This window comes from Intestinibaculum porci, assembly GCF_003925875.1.
GTDB lineage: Bacteria > Bacillota_I > Bacilli_A > Erysipelotrichales > Coprobacillaceae > Intestinibaculum > Intestinibaculum porci.
Map to the genome: position 1 here is coordinate 64,633 of NZ_AP019309.1, position 23,764 is coordinate 88,396.

At 39.3% G+C, this 23,764-nt stretch carries 25 protein-coding genes; 20 read left to right on the forward strand and 5 right to left on the reverse strand.

Going from position 1 to position 23,764, the window contains the following annotated elements:
* The first annotated feature begins 88 nt into the window (after positions 1 to 88).
* The 10 genes from SG0102_RS00300 (at position 89) to SG0102_RS00345 (ending at position 10,028) form a co-directional block, all read left to right on the forward strand.
* Positions 89 to 2,023, forward strand: a complete 1,935-nt coding sequence (locus SG0102_RS00300) for an oleate hydratase (protein WP_125118097.1) — start codon at positions 89 to 91, stop codon at positions 2,021 to 2,023.
* 121 nt (positions 2,024 to 2,144) lie between these two features.
* Positions 2,145 to 3,497, forward strand: coding sequence for a dihydrolipoyl dehydrogenase family protein (locus SG0102_RS00305; RefSeq protein ID WP_125118098.1), 1,353 nt, complete (start codon positions 2,145 to 2,147; stop codon positions 3,495 to 3,497).
* Between the two features lie 53 nt (positions 3,498 to 3,550).
* Positions 3,551 to 4,036, forward strand: coding sequence for a methylated-DNA--[protein]-cysteine S-methyltransferase (locus SG0102_RS00310; RefSeq protein ID WP_197715056.1), 486 nt, complete (start codon positions 3,551 to 3,553; stop codon positions 4,034 to 4,036).
* 108 nt (positions 4,037 to 4,144) lie between these two features.
* Positions 4,145 to 4,573 carry a class I SAM-dependent methyltransferase gene (locus SG0102_RS00315; protein WP_125118100.1) on the forward strand — a complete coding sequence of 143 codons (429 nt, stop codon included), beginning with the start codon at positions 4,145 to 4,147 and terminating at the stop codon, positions 4,571 to 4,573.
* 100 nt (positions 4,574 to 4,673) lie between these two features.
* Positions 4,674 to 5,024 (forward strand): hypothetical protein, encoded by a 351-nt coding sequence (locus SG0102_RS00320; protein WP_269461206.1) that lies wholly within the window; start codon positions 4,674 to 4,676, stop codon positions 5,022 to 5,024.
* Between the two features lie 129 nt (positions 5,025 to 5,153).
* Positions 5,154 to 5,759, forward strand: coding sequence for a flavodoxin family protein (locus tag SG0102_RS00325; protein ID WP_125118101.1), 606 nt, complete (start codon positions 5,154 to 5,156; stop codon positions 5,757 to 5,759).
* Between the two features lie 78 nt (positions 5,760 to 5,837).
* Entirely contained in the window at positions 5,838 to 6,431 is a 594-nt protein-coding gene (locus SG0102_RS00330) for a class I SAM-dependent methyltransferase (protein ID WP_125118102.1), read from the forward strand.
* Complete coding sequence (locus SG0102_RS00335; RefSeq protein ID WP_157982934.1) at positions 6,428 to 6,709, forward strand: thioredoxin family protein; 282 nt, start codon at positions 6,428 to 6,430, stop codon at positions 6,707 to 6,709. The genes SG0102_RS00330 and SG0102_RS00335 overlap by 4 nt, the downstream gene beginning before the upstream one ends.
* Positions 6,710 to 6,772: 63 nt before the next feature.
* The gene (locus SG0102_RS00340; RefSeq protein WP_125118104.1) at positions 6,773 to 7,159 is read left to right on the forward strand and encodes a (deoxy)nucleoside triphosphate pyrophosphohydrolase; all 387 of its coding nucleotides are present in this window, start codon (positions 6,773 to 6,775) and stop codon (positions 7,157 to 7,159) included.
* Position 7,160: 1 nt separating this feature from the next.
* Complete coding sequence (locus SG0102_RS00345) at positions 7,161 to 10,028, forward strand: DUF3427 domain-containing protein (protein ID WP_179951178.1); 2,868 nt, start codon at positions 7,161 to 7,163, stop codon at positions 10,026 to 10,028.
* Positions 10,029 to 10,148: 120 nt separating this feature from the next.
* Here the strand turns inward: SG0102_RS00345 and SG0102_RS00350 are convergent, their stop codons facing one another.
* The gene (locus SG0102_RS00350; protein WP_125118105.1) at positions 10,149 to 10,652 is read right to left on the reverse strand and encodes a helix-turn-helix domain-containing protein; all 504 of its coding nucleotides are present in this window, start codon (positions 10,650 to 10,652) and stop codon (positions 10,149 to 10,151) included.
* Between the two features lie 277 nt (positions 10,653 to 10,929).
* On the opposite strand from SG0102_RS00350, the gene SG0102_RS00355 reads away from it, so the two are divergent.
* From SG0102_RS00355 to SG0102_RS00390, 8 genes are all read left to right on the forward strand, one after another.
* Entirely contained in the window at positions 10,930 to 11,148 is a 219-nt protein-coding gene (locus SG0102_RS00355; RefSeq protein WP_125118106.1) for a hypothetical protein, read from the forward strand.
* 1 nt (position 11,149) lies between these two features.
* A complete protein-coding gene (locus SG0102_RS00360; protein WP_125118107.1) occupies positions 11,150 to 11,569 on the forward strand; it encodes a hypothetical protein in 420 nt (139 codons plus the stop codon).
* A gap of 55 nt (positions 11,570 to 11,624) precedes the next feature.
* Positions 11,625 to 12,188: a hypothetical protein gene (locus SG0102_RS00365; protein WP_125118108.1), complete on the forward strand. Its 564-nt coding sequence runs from the start codon at positions 11,625 to 11,627 to the stop codon at positions 12,186 to 12,188.
* 110 nt (positions 12,189 to 12,298) lie between these two features.
* Entirely contained in the window at positions 12,299 to 13,138 is an 840-nt protein-coding gene (locus SG0102_RS00370) for an SAM hydrolase/SAM-dependent halogenase family protein (RefSeq protein WP_125118109.1), read from the forward strand.
* A 21-nt stretch (positions 13,139 to 13,159) separates the two neighbouring features.
* Positions 13,160 to 13,717, forward strand: coding sequence for an ECF-type riboflavin transporter substrate-binding protein (locus SG0102_RS00375; RefSeq protein WP_125118110.1), 558 nt, complete (start codon positions 13,160 to 13,162; stop codon positions 13,715 to 13,717).
* Positions 13,717 to 15,426 (forward strand): ABC transporter ATP-binding protein, encoded by a 1,710-nt coding sequence (locus SG0102_RS00380; RefSeq protein WP_125118111.1) that lies wholly within the window; start codon positions 13,717 to 13,719, stop codon positions 15,424 to 15,426. The genes SG0102_RS00375 and SG0102_RS00380 overlap by 1 nt, the downstream gene beginning before the upstream one ends.
* A complete protein-coding gene (locus tag SG0102_RS00385) occupies positions 15,419 to 16,243 on the forward strand; it encodes an energy-coupling factor transporter transmembrane component T family protein (RefSeq protein ID WP_125118112.1) in 825 nt (274 codons plus the stop codon). Before SG0102_RS00380 ends, SG0102_RS00385 begins: the two co-directional genes overlap by 8 nt.
* A gap of 132 nt (positions 16,244 to 16,375) precedes the next feature.
* Positions 16,376 to 17,251 carry an ROK family protein gene (locus SG0102_RS00390; protein ID WP_125118113.1) on the forward strand — a complete coding sequence of 292 codons (876 nt, stop codon included), beginning with the start codon at positions 16,376 to 16,378 and terminating at the stop codon, positions 17,249 to 17,251.
* A gap of 232 nt (positions 17,252 to 17,483) precedes the next feature.
* Here SG0102_RS00390 and SG0102_RS00395 read toward each other — a convergent pair whose 3' ends face one another.
* Positions 17,484 to 19,304 carry an IS1634 family transposase gene (locus SG0102_RS00395; protein WP_125118114.1) on the reverse strand — a complete coding sequence of 607 codons (1,821 nt, stop codon included), beginning with the start codon at positions 19,302 to 19,304 and terminating at the stop codon, positions 17,484 to 17,486.
* Between the two features lie 106 nt (positions 19,305 to 19,410).
* Here SG0102_RS00395 and SG0102_RS00400 point away from each other — a divergent pair, with 106 nt between their 5' ends.
* Both SG0102_RS00400 and SG0102_RS00405 read left to right on the forward strand, forming a co-directional pair.
* Positions 19,411 to 19,890 (forward strand): ROK family protein, encoded by a 480-nt coding sequence (locus tag SG0102_RS00400; RefSeq protein ID WP_125118115.1) that lies wholly within the window; start codon positions 19,411 to 19,413, stop codon positions 19,888 to 19,890.
* Positions 19,891 to 20,144: 254 nt separating this feature from the next.
* A complete protein-coding gene (locus SG0102_RS00405; protein ID WP_125118116.1) occupies positions 20,145 to 20,996 on the forward strand; it encodes a MurR/RpiR family transcriptional regulator in 852 nt (283 codons plus the stop codon).
* Here SG0102_RS00405 and SG0102_RS00410 read toward each other — a convergent pair.
* The 3 genes from SG0102_RS00410 to SG0102_RS00420 are packed head-to-tail and all read right to left on the reverse strand — an operon-like array spanning position 20,993 to position 23,763.
* Entirely contained in the window at positions 20,993 to 21,952 is a 960-nt protein-coding gene (locus SG0102_RS00410; RefSeq protein WP_125118117.1) for a hypothetical protein, read from the reverse strand. The two genes, SG0102_RS00405 and SG0102_RS00410, sit on opposite strands and share 4 nt — an antisense overlap.
* Before the next feature lie 9 nt (positions 21,953 to 21,961).
* A complete protein-coding gene (locus tag SG0102_RS00415) occupies positions 21,962 to 23,536 on the reverse strand; it encodes an MBOAT family O-acyltransferase (RefSeq protein WP_125118118.1) in 1,575 nt (524 codons plus the stop codon).
* A complete protein-coding gene (locus tag SG0102_RS00420; RefSeq protein ID WP_125118119.1) occupies positions 23,536 to 23,763 on the reverse strand; it encodes an acyl carrier protein in 228 nt (75 codons plus the stop codon). The genes SG0102_RS00415 and SG0102_RS00420 overlap by 1 nt, the downstream gene beginning before the upstream one ends.
* Position 23,764 lies beyond the last annotated feature (1 nt).

Below are 23,764 nucleotides of genomic sequence, written 5' to 3' on the forward strand. Positions count from 1 at the left end.
TTTATTTTCATTGACAAGTGTAAGCCTTTACGTTATGCTTATATTAGAAAATGACCAACGGTCAGTTATAGTATAGGAGGTTAATATTATGTACTATAGTAGTGGTAATTATGAAGCCTTTGCGAAACCAGAAAAGCCGGAAGGCATTGACAAGAAACATGCCTATATCGTTGGCAGCGGCCTTGGCGGTTTAGCAGCGGCTTGCTTCTTAATCAGAGATGCGCAGATGCCTGGTGAAAACATTACTGTATTTGAATCCCTGCCATTAGCAGGGGGATCCTGCGATGGCTATCATGATCCTCATAAAGGTTATATTATGCGTGGCGGTCGTGAAATGGATAACCATTTTGAATGTATGTGGGATTTATTCAGATCGATTCCATCGATTGATAATCCTGGTGAAACGATTTTCTCAGAATATTACAAACTCAATAAAGAGGATCCAAACTATTCTTTATGCCGTGTGACAGAAAAACAAGGTCAGGATGCCCATACTGACCGGCAGTATAATTTAAATAAAAATGCAGAAAAACAGTTATTAAAATTAATGTTCTCAACGGATGAAGAATTAGCGGATCAAACGATTGATGATATCTTTGATGATGACTTTTATAATACGAATTTCTGGATTTACTGGCAGACGATGTTTGCCTTTGAAAAATGGCATTCAGCCTTAGAAATGAAACTGTACATGCAAAGATATATCCACCATATTGATGGTTTACCTGATTTAAGTGCTTTGCGTTTTACTCGTTATAACCAGTATGAATCAATGATTCTGCCAATGGTCAAATACATTGAAGATGCTGGCGGGAAAATTGCCTTCAATACGCAAGTAACGAATATTGAATGTGAAATCACTCCAGAGAAAAAAGCTGCGCGCCTGATTGAATATACTCAGGATGGTGAAGATAAACGTATTGAATTAACGGATGATGATTTAGTTTTTGTAACCAATGGCTCACAGGGGGATGGCAGTGCTTATGGTGATCAGACTCATGCTCCGGTTATTGAAATTGAAAATGGCCAAGGTCCATCTGTTGAATTATGGAAGAAATTAGCCGCTCAGGATGAAGCCTTTGGTCATCCTGATAAGTTCTTCAAAGATATCAGAGAAACCAGCTGGGAATCCTGGACCGTTGATACGAATAATAAAGAAGTCTTAGAAGCGATTGAAAAGATCTGTCATCGTGATCCATTAAGCGGTAAAGTCGTTACCGGCGGCATCGTTACTGCCAAAGACTCAGCATGGCTGTTAAGCTGGACGATTAACCGTCAGGGACAGTTTAGAGATCAGCCTGATGATCACTGCCTGATTTGGGTCTATGGTTTGAACTGCTGGTATGATGATGGTGATTATATCCATAAACCAATGTTCCAGTGTACTGGTGAAGAATTATGTGCAGAATGGTTATATCATATTGGTATCCCTGTTGATCATATTGATGCCTTAGCGAAAGAATGTAATACGACACCATGTATGATGCCATATGTGACTTCTTTCTTTGAACCAAGAGCTTATGGTGATCGCCCATTAGTGGTTCCGGTAGGATCAGTCAATTTAGCTTTCTTAGGTCAGTATGCAGAGACTCCAAGAGATACTGTCTTCACGACTGAATATTCTATTCGTACAGCTATGGAAGCTGTCTATACACTTTGTGATGTCGATCGTGGTGTTCCTGAAGTCTGGGGATCTGTCTTTGATATTCGTGAATTAATTAAAGCTGGCGTTAAGATGAACGATGGCAAGATGATCAAAGACTGGCCATTAGCTGCCCCAGAAAAAGCAGCCATCAGCGGCGCATTCAAACTGATCGCGAATACAGAATTATCGAAGTTATTAATCAACTTAGGCGCAGCTGAGAAAGCTGACTTTGCACCATTAGTAGATGTCGATCAGATTAAAGATACGCTGCAGGAAAAAGCTGCCGAAGTCAAAGACTCGAAAGCAGTGAAAGTCGGTGCTGGTGTCACCGCCGCTTCGTTAGTAGCTTTAGCTGCCTTATTACATAAGAAAAAGTAAAATGAGATCCTGGAGAAAATCTCCAGGATTTTATCAATACTTATTGACAAATTAAGAAAAGAGATTACAATATTAGTTGTACACAATTTAATTATAAGCAATGCAAATGGAGGACTTAGAAATGAGTAACTATGATTATGATGTATTATTTATTGGGAGCGGACATGCCTGCAACCATGGCGCTATTGCCTTAAAGATGGCCGGTAAAAAAGTTGCCATGATTGAAGAAGACAAACATGGCGGAACTTGTACAAATTATGGCTGTGATGCCAAGATCTTATTGGATGGACCATTTGAATATCAGGAAGGCTTTGCCCGTTATCATGATTTAGGAATGCCGACACCGGAAATTAACTGGAAAAACTTAATGGCTTATAAAAAGAAATTAATTGGTGCTTTTGATCCATTATTAGGACAGACATTTGAAAAATATGGGATTGAAGTGATCAAAGGTCATGGACAGTTAACAGATCCTCATACCGTAGATGTTGATGGAAAAACTTATAGCGCTGAATATATCGTCGTCGGCACGGGCGCGAGAGATTCCTCTTTACCAATTCCTGGTGCAGAGTATATGCACCACAGCAAGGATTTCTTAGATCTTGATGAAATGCCTGACTCTTTATTATTCGTTGGGGCTGGGGTTATCAGTATGGAATTTGCATCCATGGCTTTAGCCTTAGGAAAGAAGGTCACGGTTATTGATTTTGCACCACGTGCTTTAGCGCAGTATCCAGAAGACTACGTCGCAATGATGGTTAAAAAGATGGAAGATATGGGGGCAACGTTTGCCTTCAATCAGAGTGTCTCTAAGGTGGAAAAAGAAGCGGATGGTTATGTTGCTTATACGCAGGATCAGTCCTTTAAAGCAGATTATATCGTCGAAGGCACAGGCCGCGTAGCGAATGTGGAAAACTTAGGTTTAGAAGCCTTAGGTATTGAAGCTTCAAGACGAGGCATCGTTGTTAATGATCATCTGCAGACAGCTGTGCCAAATATCTTTGCTAGCGGGGATGTCGTAGATAAAAAGATTCCTAAATTAACGCCAACGGCAGAATTTGAATCAAATTATATTGCTTATTCAATCTTAGGTTTAACGACTGATCCTATTGTTTATCCAGTGATCCCTAACTTAGTCTTCACGCTGCCACGTATCGCTCAGGTGGGGGTATCCGTTGATGAAGCCAAAGCGCATCCTGAATTATATAAAGTTCACCGTGTGCCATTTGGTAAAGTGAATGAATGGGTGAATAACCGTGAAACCGAAGCTGATTACACCTTCATTTTAGACCAGGAAGGTTATCTTGTCGGGGCTGCTGTATACAGCGCCGAAGCCGCGATGGTTTTAGACTTCTTAACTTTAGTCATTAACAAGAAGATGACCGCTCGTGATTTATCATCCATGATCTTTGCCTTCCCAACGCAGACTTATCAGGTTGTCTTTGCCTTAAAACCAATTTTAAAAAGAGCATAATATTTGTTGACCGGCAGGAAATGCCGGTCTTTAATATTATGAGAGGTGATATTATGGCAAAGCGACTTTGTCAGATTACATACGAAAGTCCTATTGGTGATCTCGCTATTGTGGCCTCAGATCAGGCGATCATTCAAATTTCTTTGGTACAGTCATCTGATTTCAATAAAGATGAAAACGCTCATCAGCTTTGTTTAAACTGTCAGAAACAGTTAGAAGAATATTTTTCAGGCGAACGCGAAACTTTTGATCTCCCCATAGCTTATGAAGGGACACCTTTCCAGCAAAAAGTCTGGAAGGCACTTCAAAATGTCCCTTATGGCGCAGTCACAAACTATAAAGAGTTAGCCATTGCCGTTGGCAATAAGCGTGGTTATCGTGCCGTTGCGAAGGCCCTGCATGATAATCCCATCTTAATTATGATTCCTTGTCATCGCGTCATTGCCAGCAATGGCACTTTATCCGGCTATGCAGCAGGGAAACATGCGAAAGCTTATTTATTGGAGTTAGAAGGATTTCCTGTGGAAATGTTTTTCTAAACCATGAAATGAATGCCTTGATCTTGCATCTGTCCCCACATTTCGCAAATAGGGGTGACCCACTAAATGGCAAATAAGTCCGGTACTAAACTTATTGGAGGAGAAAGAATGTCTAAGACAATTGATTACTATAATGAAAATGCAAAGTCTTTTGCGAAAGAGACACAAAATCTTGATTTTAGTGCAACACAGAATAAGTTTTTAAGCTATTTAAATGAGGGATCTCTGATTCTTGATTTTGGCTGTGGGGCCGGCCGCGATACGAAGTATTTTTTAGATCATGGTTATCAGGTAGAAGCAATCGATGGTTCACAGGAGTTATGTACTATTGCTAGTAAGTATACGGGTATCCCAGTAACGGGATTTTTTATGGGAGGAAAAACGATGATTGAAGAGAACTATGATTTATATATTCAGCAGCATCAGGCTGTTATTGTACTCTTTGGCTCACTGAGCTGTCATCCTTGTCAGGCTTTAAAGACACGTCTTATCTTATGGCAAAAAGAGCATCTATCTATGCAAGTGGTGATGTGGTAGATAAAAAGATTCCTAATTAACACCAACAGCAGAATTTGAATCTGATTATATTGCTTACTCAATCTTAGGCCTTAATCATAATCCAATTGTTTATCCAGTCATTCCAAACTTAGTCTTCACACTGCCTCGTATCGCTCAGGTAGGGGTTAGTGTTGATGAAGCCAAAGCGCATCCTGAATTATATAAAGTGGCACGTATTCCATTTGGAAAGAGTAATGAATGGGTTAATAATCGTGAAACAGAAGCTGATTATACATTTATTTTAGATAAAGAAGGTTACCTGGTCGGTGCAGCAGTTTACAGTGCTGAAGTGGCGATGGTTTTAGACTTCTTAACATTAGTGATTAACAAGAAGATGACGTCATTAGATTTATCATCTATGATCTTTGCCTTCCCAACCCAGACATACCAGGTTGTCTTTGCTTTAAAACCATTATTAAAACGTGCATAATAAGAAAAGTACCATTCATCCGGCAAGATGAATGGTGTTTTTACGTAAGTGAAAGTGTCGCTTATGTAGATAGAATTTTCATGCATAATAGGCCTGATTTCCTATATAATAAAATCAGAGGTGATAAAAATGAAAGTATTAATGATTAATGGATCGCCAGACGTGAAGGGCTGTATTCATACAGCTTTTGTAGAAGCGAGTCAGATCTTTGCGAAAGAAGGCATTGAGACAGAAGAAATTATAATCGGTCCAAAAGATATTAGAGGATGTATTGCCTGCAATCACTGCAAGAGTGCTGGAAAGTGCATTTTCAATGATTTAGTCAACGAAACCGCCGCTAAGCTAGAAGAAGCGGATGGCATTATTCTTGGTTCACCCGTCTATTATGGTAATCCGAATGGAACACTCTTATCATTTATGCAAAGACTGTTTTATAGTACTACCGCAGACTTACATATGAAGGTTGGGGCGAGTGTTGTTTCTTGTCGCAGAGGCGGCAACTCAGCCACATTTGAATCACTGAATCAGTTCTTTGGTATTTCTGGTATGCCGATTGCGCCATCTTCGTACTGGAATGATGTGCATGGCTACAGCAGTGAGGATGTTTATCGTGATGAAGAAGGGCTGCAGACGATTCATAATTTAGCGACGAATATGTCCTTTATGATTAAAGCTCTTCACAATCAGGAAAAACCACAAATGAAGAAAGAAAAATACACTGATTTTATCAGATAAACATTATGATCTCAAAAACAATGCGTCAGGTATTGCCTGGCGTCTTTTTATGTTAAGATAAAAACAGGAGGGCCTAAAATGTCTAATACAATTGATTACTATAATAAAAATGCGGATGCATTTGCGAAAGAAACACAGTCACTTGATTTTAGTGTGACGCAGGAGAAATTTCTGTCTTATCTTAAAGAAGGAGATCTTATTCTTGATTTTGGCTGCGGAGCAGGTCGTGATACGAAGTATTTCCTTGATCATGGGTATCGCGTTGAAGCCATGGATGGATCAGAGGCATTATGTAAGATTGCCAGCCGTTATACAGGGATTGAAGTGAAACATATGTATTTTGAAGAACTTGAGGAAAGCAGGAAATATGATGGGATCTGGGCCTGTTCATCCATTCTTCATTTGCCTTATGATGCACTTGTTGAGGTTTTAAAGAAAATGCAGAAGGCTTTAAAGCCTTCAGGCATCATCTATACGTCTTTTAAATATGGCGATTTTGCAGGAGAAAGACATGGCCGTTATTTCATGAACTTTACTCAAGCTTCATTTGCATCGTTACTAAGTCAAGTGGGGGGATTGACAGTTATTGAAGAGTGGATCACTGGTGATGTGCGCCATGATCGCGAAGATGAAAGATGGCTGAATGTTTTATTAAGGAGATCACAATCATGAATACACATCAGATTGATCTTACACTTTTTAGCTCAGAAAGCTGTACGCCTTGTCAGGCACTTAAGCATCGTCTTTCTTTATGGCATCAGGATCACAAAAATCTATTGGTTCACTTTATTTCTATTGATGAGAAAAAGGATGTCGCCGCTAAGTATGGAGTGCTGTCAGCACCGACGATCATCGTCTTCATTGATGGTCAGGAAGCTATTCGTGCTGCGGGCTATTTTAGTTTAGACGAGTTGCTTCAAAAAGTGGAACGCTATGAATCTTTGTTCTAAAAGCCTCTGTTCACCTATATTATTTGCAGCTATAATATATCTGTAAATACGAGGAGGAATGCTATGAAGGTTATTAAAGTTGTCGCCGCAATTATTCATGAGGATCATAAGATCCTTATAGCGAAAAGAAATTATGGAGAATTTGATGGATTGTTTGAATTTCCGGGAGGAAAAGTTGAACCCGGGGAAACAGGAGAAGAAGCGATTGTTAGAGAAATTCAGGAAGAAATGCATGTCGACATTGCGGTGGAACGTTTCTATACCAATGTCCAGTATGACTATCCGACATTTCATTTGGACATGGACTGCTATTTATGTCATTTAGAAGATCACCATCTGAAATTAGATGCGCATAGTGAAGTGAAATGGATTGATCACGATGATCCGTCCATCAAATGGTGTCCAGCGGATACCTTCGTGATCAATACGTTGATTGAGCGAGGGTTCTAAGATGGAAGAGTTAACGAAAGCGATTCATACCAGTCTGATTGATCGCACCATTCCTTCGAATATGAAGTATCGTCCACGTTTATTAGTCAATAATGAACGATTAGGGATGCAGATGTTGAAGGAATTAGAGAATCATCTCAATGCCTGTGAAACCTTTGACTTTTCCGTGGCCTTTATTGCGAAATCAGGATTAGCAGTTTTAAAACAGACGCTCTTTGATTTGGAAAATAAAGGGGTCAAAGGCCGACTGATTACTTCAACGTATTTAGGATTTAATAGTCCAGAGATGTTTGCTGAACTATTAAAGTTTTCGAATCTTGAAGTGCGCTTATTTGAAGATGAACATGCCGGCTTTCATCCCAAGGGTTATTTATTTAAAGAGCAGGGGTTATACAATGTTATTGTTGGCAGTTCTAACTTAACCCAAAGCGCTTTGCAGACAAATAAAGAATGGAATCTTTTTCTCACCGCCACGGAGAATGGAGAAATCGTTGATGAAGTGCGTGAGGCTTTTGAAAAACAATGGCAGTCTGCCATTGTTTTAACGAAGGAATGGATTGCGGAATATAAGGAAACCTATATTCCTCAGACCATTGTGCACGAAGTAATGCAAAGAGGGATTACACCCAATAAGATGCAGAAAGAAGCCTTAGATTCTTTACGTTTATTACGAGAAAAAGGAAAAGATAAGGCTTTGTTAATCAGTGCGACAGGAACTGGAAAAACATTCTTATCCGCTTTTGATGTGGCGGCGTATCAGCCTAAGCGGATGTTATTTGTCGTCCATCGGGAAAACATCGCGAGAGCGGCCATGCGGACTTTTAAACGGGTGATCAAAGATAAAACGATGGGGATGTTTACTGGTCATGAGAAAGATCTTCAGGCGGATTATCTTTTTACCACTGTGCAGACAATTGCCAAACCAGAATACTATGAGCAGTTTCGTAAAAGTACTTTTGATTATATAGTCATCGATGAAGTCCATCGGGCCGGGGCACCAACTTACCAGCGTCTGATGTCTTACTTTAAACCAGAATTCTTATTAGGGATGACGGCCACCCCAGAGCGTAGTGATGACTTTGATATTTATCAGTTATTTGATTACAACATTGCATATGAAATACGGTTATCGCAGGCGATGGAATATGATTTATTATGTCCTTTCCATTATTATGGGATTACTGATCTGATGATTGATCATCAGATCATCGATGATCATACGCAGTTTAATGATTTAGTCGCTGATGTCCGCGTGGATTATATTATTGAGAAAATCGAGCAGTATGGTCATTGCGGCGATCAGGTGAAAGGTCTTATTTTCTGCAGCCGCACCAAAGAAGCGAGAACGTTATCAGAGCTATTTAATCAGCGTGGTTATCGGACCACCGCTTTAACGGGGGAAGACAGCGAGGAAAGACGCCAGCAGGCAATGGATGACTTAGAATCAGGTCAATTACAATATATCTTTACCGTGGATATCTTCAACGAAGGGATTGATATTCCCGCGGTGAATCAGGTGGTGATGTTAAGAGCGACAGAGTCCGCGATTATCTTTATCCAGCAGCTTGGACGAGGTTTACGTAAATATCCGCATAAAGATTACGTTGTGGTATTAGATTTCATCGGCAACTATGAAAAGAACTATCTGATTCCTATTGCCTTAAGTGGCGTTCGTTCTGGTAATAAAGATGATTTGCGTCACTTTGTGATGGAAGGATCAACGATTGTCCCTGGCTGTTCCACCATTCACTTTGATGCTATCACCAAAGAAAGAATCTTCAAAGCGATTGATCAGGTCAACTTCTCAGTGGTAAGAGTCATTAAAGAAGCCTATAAGCAGTTAAAGAGTAAATTAGGGCATATCCCATCATTAAGAGACTTTGATACTTATGAATCGATTGATCCTTTACTGATCTTTCAAAACAAAAGCTTAGGCTGTTATCATGTCTTCTTAAAGAAGTATGAGAAAGACTATACCATTGATTTTGATCAGGATCAGGTCAATGATCTTATCTATATTTCCCGCAGCTTAGCAGCGGGGAAACGGGTTCATGAATTAGAAGCGATTAAGATTGCCATTGAAGATCATGATCATGTCATGCAAAGACTCAAAGAAACGCTTAAAGATCAGTATGATATTTCCATGACACATTATAGTTATGACACGATTATTAATACCCTGACTCAAAGATTTACGACGGGAACGGGCGCAAATACTTATAAATCCAGCATCTTCATCGATGAAGATCAGGGGGATTACCGTATCTCTCGTCATTTTCTTGAAGAACTAGAAAATAAGGAGTTCAAGAAACAGGTTTTAGAACTGTTAGACTTTGGTATTCATCGCTATAAACAGAATTATGCGCATCATGAAAAAGACAGTGATTTGTGTCTCTATGCCAAATACACCTATGATGATGTCTGTCGTCTGTTAAACTGGCATCAGAGCGTTGTTCCTTTGAATATTGGGGGCTATAAGTATGATGAGCGCACCAATACCTTCCCCGTCTTTATCAACTATGATAAAGAAGAGGATATCTCCGATACAACGAAGTATGAAGATCACCTGATTGATCAGGAAACTTTAGTCGCTTACTCCAAAAGCGGTCGTTCTCTGGCTTCTGAAGAAGTCAGAAAGGTGTATGATGAAGCCCATTCCCATATCCAGGTTCATTTATTCATGCGTAAGAATAAGGATGATGAAACCGCTAAGGAATTCTATTATTTAGGGCGGATGCATGCCTTTGGGACACCGCAGGAAGAGATTATGCCGCAAACGCAAAAGAGTGTTGTCAAACTGTTTTATAAGCTAGAAAAACCAATTAGAAAAGATTTATACGATTATATCACCAGCAGTGTTTCTATTTAAAATAAGCAGAAGTCTTCTCTTAATTTAAAGTAGAGCTGTAAAAAAGTATGCTATAATGGTTATGTAAGTTTAAAAAAGCAGAAGACTTCTGAAAATTTAAAGTAGCGAGAGCATCTCCCGCTACTTATTTAATTGCGCTAAAATTTCTTTATACTTCTCCTGATTGATTTCCCCATTAGCGAGGGTTTGATTGACCCATAACTTGAGGGTATCTACTAAAATAGAAATACGATCTAACTGACTTTGAATCTTCGCAAAATCTTCAATTTCATCATCCGTAATCTTTCCATCAGCGGTGATTTCAATCAGACGATTCTTCTTCTCATCCATTGCATTCAGACTCGCTAACATATTTAAGACAATATCAGATAACTGGCTGATCTTTAATGCCGGAACTTCCTGCTTGCCAATTGCACATTCATGGGCACAGTAATAATTACATAAATCGGGGCGTTTATAGGCAGCGGCCATTTCTAAGATATCTTCTGGTGTGACATTGACTTTATCCTTTTCAATCCGGGCTAAACGATCTTCAGAGATCGTATCCATCAGGGCACTGGCTTTAGCCTGGGTCATGCCGGCTTTTTTACGTGCATCGGCATAGATATTCTTGTTTTGTTCCATGGTATTCCTCCAATTGCCTTCATTATAATATGTTTCGGTAAGACCTGACAAGCTTTCCGCGTATCAGCGCGGAAAAGCATCCAAAAGTCGCATTTTGCACCCTGTCATTACCACAAGCTTTCTCGTACAATAAACGTGTAATCAAGAGGTGATGAACATGAGTATTCAAGAAAGAATAGCCTTATGTCTGTTATTAGAAAAGGTCAATAATGATAAAAACTGGTGTCGCGATCAAGGAATCAGCGATGCTTCCTATATGAAAGAGTAGGTGAGTGATATGCTTACATTATTATTAGGTTTGGTCGTCTTCTTCCTGTTATTAAAGGTAGTGGGCTGGATATTTGTCAGCTTCTTTAGCTTAGGCGGCTTTGTTTTAAAAGGGTTAATAACCGTGATCTTAGGGATCATTGGTTTTGTCTTATTATTTTCCGTGGTGGGCTTTTTAGCGGTGCTGATTGTCCCTGTCGGATTGTTATTTTTAGCCGGGAGTGATTAATATGAATACATTAGCGTACAGACGAGAAATTGATGAAGCAGTGGATGCGGCCAACTATGCCATAAAATGTTTAAGAAAGGCCCATGATGAATTAAATGGAGCCAAAAACTGGGGGATTGTTGATATATTAGGCGGCGGCATGCTGACAACGTTCTTAAAGAGAAATAAAATGAATAATGCGGAAAGCGATATTGCTGAAGCGAAACGGGCCATGCAGGTTTTTCAGAAAGAGCTGTATGATGTGGACACTCGTTTCCAGCTAGATCTGAATACCAGTGATTTCCTCACTTTTGCAGATTATTTCTTTGATGGGGTCGTCGCGGATTTCTTAGTGCAGAGTCAAATCAAAAAGACGCAGCGAGAAATCTTACTCGCGATCAAAAAGATTGAAGAACTGCGGAATCAGTTGCTCGTCCTCTAGGCGATAGGTGTACACCTGTCGCTTTTTCCTTTATAATGACAAGCGGAGGTTGTTTATGAGTCAAATTATTAGAGTCGGTCTGAAAGATGGCAAGAAATATCATATCCTAGGGATATGTGATGAGGCGATCATTATGAATCGTTATATTAAGAAAAACAGTGATGCCATTAAAAAAGAAGTCGTCCGTTTAGAAGAAACCTATCCTGAGGCCGTTGTTGTAGTTGGTTATGAATATACATTAGGTTATCATTTATGTAAGGAGCTGTTTTGTGAAGGTATTAAGACGGTTATCTTCACAAAAGAGTATCATGATTTAGAAAGTTTAACCAAAGATATTCTCAATACCAATCATGAAATCTATATTCCGAAAGATCAGGTTGAAGGAGCTTTAGGTCTCTTTCAGGTAGCGGATCAGTATTTGGCATCGATTGAAAAAAGTAAACAGGAAATCAAGAAGATGTTAGGTGTTCATGGCTATTACAAGGCGGATGAAGATCTTTTAAAGCAGGCCCATGAACATGAAGATATCATGGCGATTGCGGAAGAATTAGCCTGGATTGAAGGTCACTTAGAACGTCTTGATGAAATCAATAGAACATTGTTAAAACAGAGTGTATAAGCTCTGTTTTTTTATAGCCTGATATACCTAATGAATATATCTATATAGATTGACAATACTTAAAGATATAATTAGTATGTAGTAATCAAAGAAAGAGAGGAGAGAATCATATGAATGCACTTATTTTCCAGTCAGATTTTGGCTTAGGTGATGGCGCCGTGAATGCCATGTATGGCGTCGCTCACAGCGTCTCACCAGACTTATCCATTTATGATCTGACGCATGATATCACGCCATACGATATCTGGGAAGCCAGCTATCGTCTTGTCCAGAGTGTCAATTACTGGAATCCTGGAACAGTTTTTGTATCCGTCGTTGATCCCGGCGTTGGCAGTGATCGCTTAAGCATCGTCGCCAAAACAAAAACGGGGCAATATATTGTCACACCGGATAATGGCACACTGACGCATTTAAAATTACGTTTAGGCATTGAAGAAGTACGGATTATTGATGAATCCATTAACCGCTTAGCGAACTCTGATGAATCCTATACCTTCTATGGCCGTGATGTCTATGCTTATACCGGCGCCCGTTTAGCAGCTGGTGTGATCACTTTTGAAGAAGTAGGCCCATTAATGAATGTCGAAGATATTATTGAATTACCAACCAAAGAACCTTCCTTAGAAGAAGGACAGGTTACCGGTGTCATTGATATCTTAGATGTCCGTTTTGGTTCGTTGTGGAGTAATATCCCTAAAGCTTTATTTAAACAGTTAGATATTCATTTTGGCGACCGTGTTGAAGTGACGATATCTAATGGCCATCGCACATTATTTAAAAACACGATGATCTATGCCAAATCCTTTGCGGATGTCTACGTCGGGGAAGCTCTTGTCTATGTCAATTCATTAGACAATATGGCCGTAGCCATCAATCAGGGGAGCTTTGCCCGCGCCTATAATATCGGCACTGGTACGAACTGGCAGATCACATTAAAGAAAACGAAGTAAAATTCAAGGGGGAAAAGAAATATGAATAAGAAATTTGGTATTAAAGAAGTTGTGGCAGCGGGGATCGGTACAGCTTTATTTGTCGTTTTAACAACCGTCCAGATTCCATTAGGTTTTATTCCTAATACAGCACTGCAGCCACGTGTTGCGGTTTTAGCCTTCTTTGCGGCGGCCTTTGGACCGATTACTGGCGGTATTATTGGTTTATTAGGACATGCCTTAGGAGATGCATTATTTTATGGTTCGGTCTGGTGGAGCTGGGTCTTTCCTGAAGCCTTATTTGGCATTGTCATTGGTTTATTCGCAAAACGTTTTGCGTTAAAAGAAGGCGGCTTCCATAAGAAGAACGTCATTTTGTTCAATGTTGTTCAGGTCATTGCCAGCGCTGTTGCCTGGGGCGTGTTAGCGCCTTTATTAGACATCCTGATTTATGCTGAACCTGCTAATAAAGTATTTGTCCAGGGCGTATTTGCTGGTATTGGTGATATTATTGTTGTTGGTATTTTAGGCTCTTTATTAGCTTATGGCTATTCAAAGACGGTTGGCAAATCTTCCAGCCTGGAAAGAGAAGATGATTAATGGCACCCATTATTGAATTTAAAGATTTCTCATTTAAATATCGGGCCCAGAAAGATTATACGCTGCACGATATTAACTTAACCATTAACGAAGGTGAGAAGGTCCTCATTATCGGACCTTCCGGCTCCGGAAAATCGACTTTATCTCAGTGCCTTAATGGTCTGATTCCCCATTCTTATCCCGGGAAGATGAAAGGACATTTAACGGTGAACGGAAAGAATCCGAAAAAGGCAGGAATCTTTGGCATGTCCGAAACCGTCGGTACTGTCTTACAGGATACGGATGGACAGTTTATTGGCTTAACCGTTGCTGAAGATATTGCCTTTGCCTTAGAAAATGACTGCGTCAAGCAGGAGGAAATGAAAAAACGAGTGCATGACGTGGCGCATAGATTATCCATTGAAAAGCTTTTAGATCATCGTCCTAATGAACTTTCTGGCGGACAAAAACAAAGAGTCTCTTTAGCGGGCGTGATGGTTGATGATGTCGATATTTTATTATTCGATGAACCATTAGCGAACTTAGATCCGGCCACAGGAAAGAATACCATTGAACTGATTGATGAGATCCATAAACAAACCCATAAAACGATTATCATTATTGAACATCGTTTAGAAGATGTTCTTTATAAAGATGTAGATCGGATCATTATGATCAATGATGGCCGGATCGTCGCGGATATGAGCAGTGATGCTTTATTAGCTTCTTCTTTATTAGAAGAAGCGGGGATTCGTGAACCGCTGTATTTAACCGCCTGCAAATATGCTGGCGTGACGATTACCCAGGATATGCATCCATCCCATATTGAAAGTTTTGATGTGTCGCGCTGCAAAGAGGCATTACAGAAATGGTATGAAAAGACACCTGTAAAGGTGAAAGACAATAATAATCAAACGATTTTATCAGTAAAAGATGTCTCTTTCGCTTATGATGCACAAAATAAAGTTTTAGAGCATGTTAGTTTTGATATCAAAGAAGGAGAAATGGTCAGTATCGTCGGCCGTAATGGTGCCGGCAAATCAACGTTATCGAGTCTGATTTGCGGCTTTATGCCTTTAACAGAAGGACAAATTCTTTTAGAGGGTCAGGATATCAGTCCTTTATCTATTCGTGAACGTGGCGAAAAGATTGGCTTTGTAATGCAGAATCCTAACCATATGATCTCAAAAAGCATGATCTTTGAAGAAGTCGCTTTAGGCTTAGAAGTACGTGGCGTACCTAAAGTGGAAATTGAAGAAAGAGTTAATGAAACCCTCAGGATCTGTGGCCTTTATCCGTTTAGAAACTGGCCGATTTCAGCCTTAAGTTTTGGCCAGAAGAAACGTATGACCATCGCTTCGATCTTAGTCCTTAATCCGAAGATTCTGATTCTTGATGAACCAACAGCGGGACAGGATTTCAGACATTATACAGAGATTATGGAATTCTTGAAAATGTTAAATAGGGAACATCATGTCACGATCATTATGATCACGCATGATATGCATCTGATGCTGGAGTATACCCATAGAGCCTTGGTTTTATCAGAAGGCCATTTACTAGCGGATGCTTCACCAGCTAAAGTGTTGACTGATAAGCAGTTAACACAGGCCGCTTATTTAAAGCGAACATCACTCTATGACTTATCGAAAAAATGTGATCTGAGTGATCCTTCTGCATTTGTGGAAAGATTCATTGCTTATGATGAGGAGGCGAGAAACCATGGCTAAAATCTTAAGTTATGAACATAAAGATACCTGGATTGATCGCTTAACTGGGGTGACGAAATTAGCATTCTTTCTGGTTTGGTCGATTATCTCAATGGTTACTTATGATACCCGCGTTTTAGCGGTTATGTTTGTCTTATCATTAGTGATCTTTAAAGTTTCGCAGATTCGTAAAGATCAGGTGATGTCAGTCTTTAAGTTTATTCTCTTCTTTTTGATTTTGAATGTTTTGTTTATTTATATCTTCTCTCCTGATCAAGGCTGTAAGATTTATCATTCAAGAACGGTTTTACTGCCTCTAGGCGGGCATTATGATCTGACTTATGAGCAGTTGTTTTATGAGCTCAATATCGTATTAAAATACTTCACGGTAGCTCCCGCGGTACTGATGTTTGTCTTAACCACGCATCCTAGTGAATTTGCGGCATCACTCAATCGCTTAAAAATTGGCTATACCGTTGATTATGCTGTCGCTTTAGCTTTACGTTACATTCCAGATGTTCAGCGTGACTATACGACCATTAAACATGCTCAGGAAGCGAGGGGAATTGAGATGTCTTCAAAAGCATCTTTATTCAAACGAACAAAACGTATGGCGGCGATCATCTTCCCATTAATCTTTACGAGTATGGATCGCATTGATGTGGTTTCTACCGCGATGGAATTACGCGGCTTTGGAAAAAAGAAGAAACGCACCTGGTATTCAGCGCGTGCATTAACCCGTAATGACTATCTGGTCCTTATCTTTTTACTGCTTTTTACGATTGTCTCATTATTTATAACATTCCATAATGGCAGTCGTTTCTATAATCCATTCTAAGGTACACTTATGTGTATCTTATTTTTATTTATAATAAGATTATTTGCAGGTTTATGAAAATTGTATTATAAGCGTTTACATAATCATATTTTTGATTACAATAAAAGATGAAAAGAGGAGGATAGATAGACTATGAAATTAGGAGCCATTGAAGGCGGCGGGACAAAATTCGTCGTTGGTGTTGGTGATGAAAACGGTCAGGTATTAGATCGTGCATCATTTCCCACAACCACACCAGAAGAAACGATGCAGAAATGTGTAGATTATTTTAAAGATAAGGACGTTGAAGCGATTGGCTTTGGCTGTTTTGGACCGATTGATCCTGATCCTAAGAGTCCTACTTATGGGTATGTAACGACGACCCCTAAACCAGGATGGGGCCATTATAATGTAGTTGGAGATTTGAAAAGAGCTTTTCCAGATACCCCAATTGGATTTGATACGGATGTCAATGGAGCCTGCTTAGGTGAAGTCTTCTTTGGCGCAGCCAAAGGCTTAGACAGTGCTGTTTATTTTACCATTGGGACTGGAATCGGTGGCGGTGCTTACGTCGAAGGGCATCTGCTTCACGGTTTAGTGCATCCAGAAATGGGACATGTCAAATTAGTGGTGCGTGATGATGATCCTTATAAAGGCAAGTGTCCATATCATGGCACCTGTTTTGAAGGCTTATGCTCTGGTCCGGCTATTGAAGAAAGATGGGGGATTTCCGCTAAAGAATTAGCACCAGATCATCCAGCCTGGGACTTAGAAGCCTGGTATATTGGACAGGCGATGGCCAACGTCGTTTTAACTCTCTCTCCTAAAAAAATTATCTTAGGCGGCGGGGTTATGCATCAGAGTCATTTATTCCCACGGATTCTGAAGTATATGCGTGAAGATTTAAATGGTTATATCCAGAATGATGCCGTCTTACATGATGATCACTACATTGTTTGGCCAAAACTTGGTGATAATGCTGGCTTATGCGGCTCACTGGCATTAGCTGTTGATGCACTTAAGAAATAAGCAGGGCGACCTGCTTTTTCATGTTGTTAGAAAAAAAGAATGGTTTGGTACAATAGATAAGAATCATGCAAAATAACCTGCCATACAGGTGTTGAATATGAGAAAATGTTACGAAAAGATGTTACGGTGTTCCATTTTTATAGAAAATATGTATAATCTCATATTTTACAGCTGATAAGCTAATAAAGGCAAAATACATTGAATACATCAATATATTTTGCCTTTTCTTTATTCAAATCAGTTTCGTACTTTTTTTAGAATTTACTACCCTTTGAAATTTTTTTAAATATTTTTGAGTAATTATTTTTCGTGAGGGCTGAAATCCAAAAACTTCAGCTAGGTCATCCACGATTTCTGTCCTTTTAAAGGATGGAATATAGTTTGTTCCATTTATATAGGTTAGGTTAAGATCGCGAAGTGTATCAAATAATTCTGCACACGTATATTTTTCATTCATATACTTTTTTTCAAGCAAACGATAAACCAGCAGGGCAATGAAGCATATTAACAGGTGACCGTTGATTGAATGTTCTTTTGATACATACATAGGTCTTGTTTTTAGTTCGCTTTTCATTATTTCAAAGTTTTCTTCAATCTCCCAGCGCTGTTTGTTTGCGCTAATAATTAATGAGAGATCACTGTCTTCAAGATCGGTAGTTACAGCATAAAAGCCATCGTATTTTTCTTCTTCTGCAATTTTATTTTCGTCAATTGTATAAATTGCATCACTAGCTACTTCACCGTTCTTCGTGAAAGATGTTTTAGAAATATAATAGCGTGGGTCGCGTTGGTTGGTTTTTGTAAGTTTTCCTGGGTTATCAAGAAGCTTTCTCGCTCTTTCTAGTTTCTTATCTCTGATATGTTTTTGGTAATTGGCAAATTTTCTTGAATAAGTAACTATATAGTTTTCTTCAAGAGTGTATTTACCGCCTGATGATTCGGATTTTTTGGTTCTTTTTTCCCATTTGTTTTTGAAGAAAACAAGATCTTTTATCTTCTTCTTTACGCCTTCAATTTCTATAGTTTCTCTATCAGCCAGATCATTAAGATTAAAAGTTCCAGGATATCCCTCAAGCTTCCATCCTTCTGGTGATATTGCCCATTCCTTCATTACTTTTGACATTTTCTTGATTGGCTGGGTGACAATATAGGCACCATTTTTCTTCATGTCATTATATACCTTATTTTCCCAGCCGTTGAGTCCGGCATCAGCACAGACAACAAACTTTGAAACTGCAAAGTCTCTTTCAACTATAGCCTCTAACTCTCTCATGGATTTTTGCTCATTCATATTGCCCTGGAAGACATAATCAGCTAAAGGGAGAGCATCTGCATCCATAAATAGACCATACTGCACAATAGGATTTGGTCTGTTTTCCTTGCTTTTTCCGTATTTTCTGTAGTCATCCTCTTCTTCAATCTCAAAATAGAAATTTGTGCAGTCATAGTAGAGAACCGCTGTGTTCTTTTTGAAAAGCTGTGAGCTGTTTTTATAAAGCATTTTTTCAATGAAATACCTTTGCTCAGAAAGAACTTTGAGGGAACGGTAAACATCTGCCAGCTCATAATCGGACAAGTCGAGAAATTTATTAGTTGATTTGTACGTAGACAGCTTTGATGAAGGATAAATAACCCTAGCGGATACAAGATCGTTAATAATGCTCGCTAAATTGTATTGAAAATTGTACTGGTCTGATATCTCCTTGCAGATATCCTTAATGCCCAATGAGCATAATATGTTTCTTATGTACATGTATCCGATGTTAAAGAGATTTTCCTTGTCCTTTTCTATTAAATCAGCCTGACTGAGGATTAGTTTGACGTCTGCCTTGTCCTCACTGTCTTTTTGTCTTAGTCCATCAACATAGAGCTGAAGCTGCCTCATTACTTCATCCCGGGAATCGGTATGATACTTTTCCATAAGAGTCCTGATATTGCCCAGCTTTTCAGCTACGAAGGTAGATTTCTTTTTAGTGTTAGGATCATAGAAGTCATCGATAACATAGAATGATTCAGAATTTTTAGATTTGGTTGATTTTAAACGTTTAGCCATATGTAACCCCTCCCAAACCATTATAACATACATTATGGAACATTACGAGATTAAAAATGGAAAAAGTTGACAAAAAAACGCTTTTTTAAAGCGTATAATTTAAAATATGAGGTTGTCCAACTGTAAAATACCCGGGCACCTGCTTCACGGTTTAGTGCATCCGGAAATGGGACATGTCAAATTAGTGGTGCGTGATGATGATCCTTATAAAGGAAAATGTCCATATCATGGCACCTGTTTTGAAGGCTTATGCTCTGGTCCTGCTATTGAAGAAAGATGGGGGATTTCCGCTAAAGAATTAGCACCAGATCATCCAGCCTGGGACTTAGAAGCCTGGTATATTGGACAGGCGATGGCCAACGTCGTTTTAACTCTCTCTCCTAAAAAAATTATCTTAGGCGGCGGGGTTATGCATCAGAGTCATTTATTCCCACGGATTCTGAAGTATATGCGTGAAGATTTAAATGGTTATATCCAGAATGATGCCGTCTTACATGATGATCACTACATTGTTTGGCCAAAACTTGGTGATAATGCTGGCTTATGCGGCTCACTGGCATTAGCTGTTGATGCACTTAAGAAATAAGCAGGGCGACCTGCTTTTTCATGTTGTTAGAAAAAAAGAATGGTTTGGTACAATAGATAAGAATCATGCAAAATAACCTGCCATACAGGTGTTGAATATGAGAAAATGTTACGAAAAGATGTTACGGTGTTCCATTTTTATAGAAAATATGTATAATGGACTTTGTAAGAACAAATAACTTCTCTTTTCTTATTTTCGACGTTCTTATATGAGGCAGGTGTGGGACCTGTCTTTTTTGTTTTGAGGAGAAGATCATGAATATACTTTTAAAGATCAAAAATATAAATACATTCTCACGCAGTGAGCAGCTATTAGCTTCTTATATTTTAAAGCATGCAGAAGAAGTGCTATCACTAAGTACAAGAGATTTAGCAGAACGCTGTTTTGTGTCCATTGCGACGATTTATCGTTTCCTAGAGAAGCTAGAAATAAAAGGCTACAGTGAGTTTAAAGCGGCTTTATCGGTTGCTTTAGTTACTCAAAAAGAAGAGGAAGAGTTTAACTTTAATTTTCCTATTCAGGCCAAAGAAACACCTTTTAAAGTAGTTCAAACGATGAAAGAAGATTATCTGCAGACCATTAATACCACAATTGATATGCTCGATTTAGAAACTTTACGACAAGCAGTTGGGGCAATGCGTCAAGCCGAGATTATTGATATCTATGCCACTGCTGGGAATTATTATATGGCTCAGAATTTTAAGCTGCAGATGTTAGAAATAGGGGTCAATGTCAATGTTCCAAACCTGGTGTATGAAAAAGGTTTACAGGCTTCCATGAGTGATGAAACCCATTTTGCGATTGTCATCACTTATGAAGGACGCGGTGCTAATATTAAAGAAATATTAGGTATTTTACGAGCCCGTCATACCAAGATCTTACTGATCAGTTCACCAAGGTTAAAGGAAGAAGCGGATTATCATTTGTATATGTTACCGGAAGAACATTATTATCGTAAGCTCTCTGCTTTCTCTAGCCGTTTAACGACTTTGTATCTGTTAGATACCATCTATCTGACTTACTTTAGCAGTGATTATGATAATCATCTTAAAAAGAAGGAAGAATACTATCATCATCTGCATCAGTATTTTAAAAGCGAACACTAGGTTCGCTTGATGTGATTAGGGACCTGAGCACGGGTCTCTTTTACTTTTCGTTTGTATAAGAGTAAGGAAAGTTCATAACTGTCATAAAGCGGATCAGCCGCATGGGATTTCAGGTCTGTATGCTTATGCAGATACTGACCGAAATAATCGGTGACTTTCATGGCACCATGATAGTTGAGATGATCACCGCCGTCACGACTGTCTTCATCCCAGTTGATATTGAGGGTGGGGATCATATTAAAATCAATGAACGGATAGTGTTTCTTAAAGAGTTTTGTTAGCTTGTTATGACGTTTGATACTCCATGTTTTTAAACATGGCAGATAGATCATAATGAGCTTCGTATGATGAGCCTTTGTTAAGGTCATAATTTTTTTCAGGTAATTCAGATTCGTCGTGGTGATCTGATCAGACGGTTTCTTAAACTTCTTAGCAGGTGTGACTTGGGGATAGTAACGGAAGCCTTTCATATAATCGGTATGGGTATATTTCATTGTTTTCTGCAGATCTTTTAGTTTTAAGTGTTTCCAGCGATTATGATAACGTAATAAGGGAACCTGATATTCTACGCGGGAAGATAAATCTTTTGACCAGCTGAGATCCTTGAATAACTCTTCGGTTTCTAAAAAGACATAACGGGGGGATTGGGTCTCATAGATACGGGATAAGAATTCATAGGATTCATTGAGTTTCTGAGCAGGGGTTGAGGCATCATAAAGGGTATAGCCATAGTCTTCATAAATCTTCATGGGGGAAATAGAAGAGTAGACCAGGCTATCTCCTAAAGCGATGGCATCAATGGTGTTCTTGGGCTCAGAATAAATGGCGGAGCTGGTAATATAATCCACACCATAGGCTTTTTTGTTATTACGAGGCATGAAAATCACGGAGCTGATGACAACCATGATCACCAGCAGGGTGATGAAAAGACTGCTTTTACCAATATTCTTCTTCATAAAAACCTCCTAAAAATCCGCATAGATTGGGGCTACAGGGATATAACCAGTGCCATAAGCGCCAAAGATGACGACGGCCATCACTAAGGCATAGTAGAGACTCCAGCGAATAGGCAAGGGCTGGGCTGCTAAACTTTCACGGACATTGATGCCTTTTTCTTTGAGTAATGACATGACAAAGACAAAGGCTAAAGCTAAGATGAGCACTGATAAATCACGATTATCAATGCCTAATGTTAAAACTTCAGAAAGCGAGAATGTAAAGTCATGGATGGTGCGACTTAACATTGCAAAGCCTTGGGAAACTGTTGCACATCTAAAGAACATTTCACCGATAAAGATAAAAATACATAACTTGCATGACTGGAAGATGCGATAAGGTTTCGCCTGACGATTGATATGCAGCTTTTTACTTAGCCATCTGACTGGCGGTTCTATTAAACTTTCACCTAAGATAAAGGTGAAGTGATAGAGACCATAGAAAAGATACGTCCAGCCGGCACCATGCCATAAACCATTACAAAACCAGACACAAAATAAAGCGATCGCCCCAGATACTAATGGACCATAATGGTTGCCTAATGGCTTACGCGCTTTTTTGGTCAAAGTTTTGAGAGGCTTAGATAATGATAAGGGATAGTAAATATAATCTCTAAAGAATGTTCCTAATGTAATATGCCAGCGGGTCCAGAAATCGGAAACGTTTTTCGCAAAAAACGGCTGGCGGAAGTTTTCAGGCAAATGAATCTGAAAGACTTCACTGATGCCTAAGACAACATCCATAGTACCTGAGAACTCTAGATACAGCATCATCGTATAGCCAAACATTCCTAAAAAGAGGGTTCCGCCATGATAGTGCGTATAGTTGGTGAAAACTAATGTAACGGGAATGTTGAGACGATCAGCGATGACATACTTCTTAAAGAGGCCATAGAAAATGCGCTGCAGGCCGAATGTGAGGGAATGAAAGGTGATGGGGTCACCTTTGAATAATTGATCGAGTGTGTCACTAGCACGGACAATGGGGCCTTCCATAATCTGGGGGAAGTAGGCCACAAAGAGGGCTAAATGGGGCAATGATTTTTCAGCCTGACGTTTGCCTAAATAGACATCTGCTAAGTAAGCGATGCACTGCAGGGTATAATAAGAAATACCGATTGGGGCAATGAGGCGGTGAATCTTTAACGGATGCAGTTTAAACAAATAGGCAAAATCATTGTAGATGGAACTGAAAAACGGCACGTATTTAAAGGTATAAAGGACGCTTAAAAGCAGTAATACGCCTAATGTCAAAACGGCTTTTTTGCGGCGCTGATAGCGCGCTTTGATGGGCTTTCGTAAAGAGCGATCAACCTCTTTGATGGCGTCTTTTTTGTCTTTTTCAATCATCTCTAACCATAGGCCAAAGTAGTGGATCGCGAAAGTGGCCAACAGAATATAGATGATGAGCTGTTTAGAGGCCATATAGATAAACAGATAAGACGCTAAAAGCAGGATGTAAGGGCGCAGCTTTCGTGAAGAAAGCTGATAGATCAGGGCGACAAGCGCGATCGCCGCTAATAATAACGGCTTAAAGTAAGACATTATTCTTCTTCTAAACGGGTGATCAGCGCATAGATGGCCTTCGCTGAATTAAAGTTTGCAGGCACAATGTCAACAGCCGGAATTTCGATATCATAAGCATCTTCGATTTCGGAGATCAAAGATAAGATGGTCAGCGAATCTAAGACGCGTCCATCCACTAAGTTATCACATGTTTTATAGTCAACATCGGGCTGTAATTCTTCTAAAATTTCATAAAGTGTATCCATA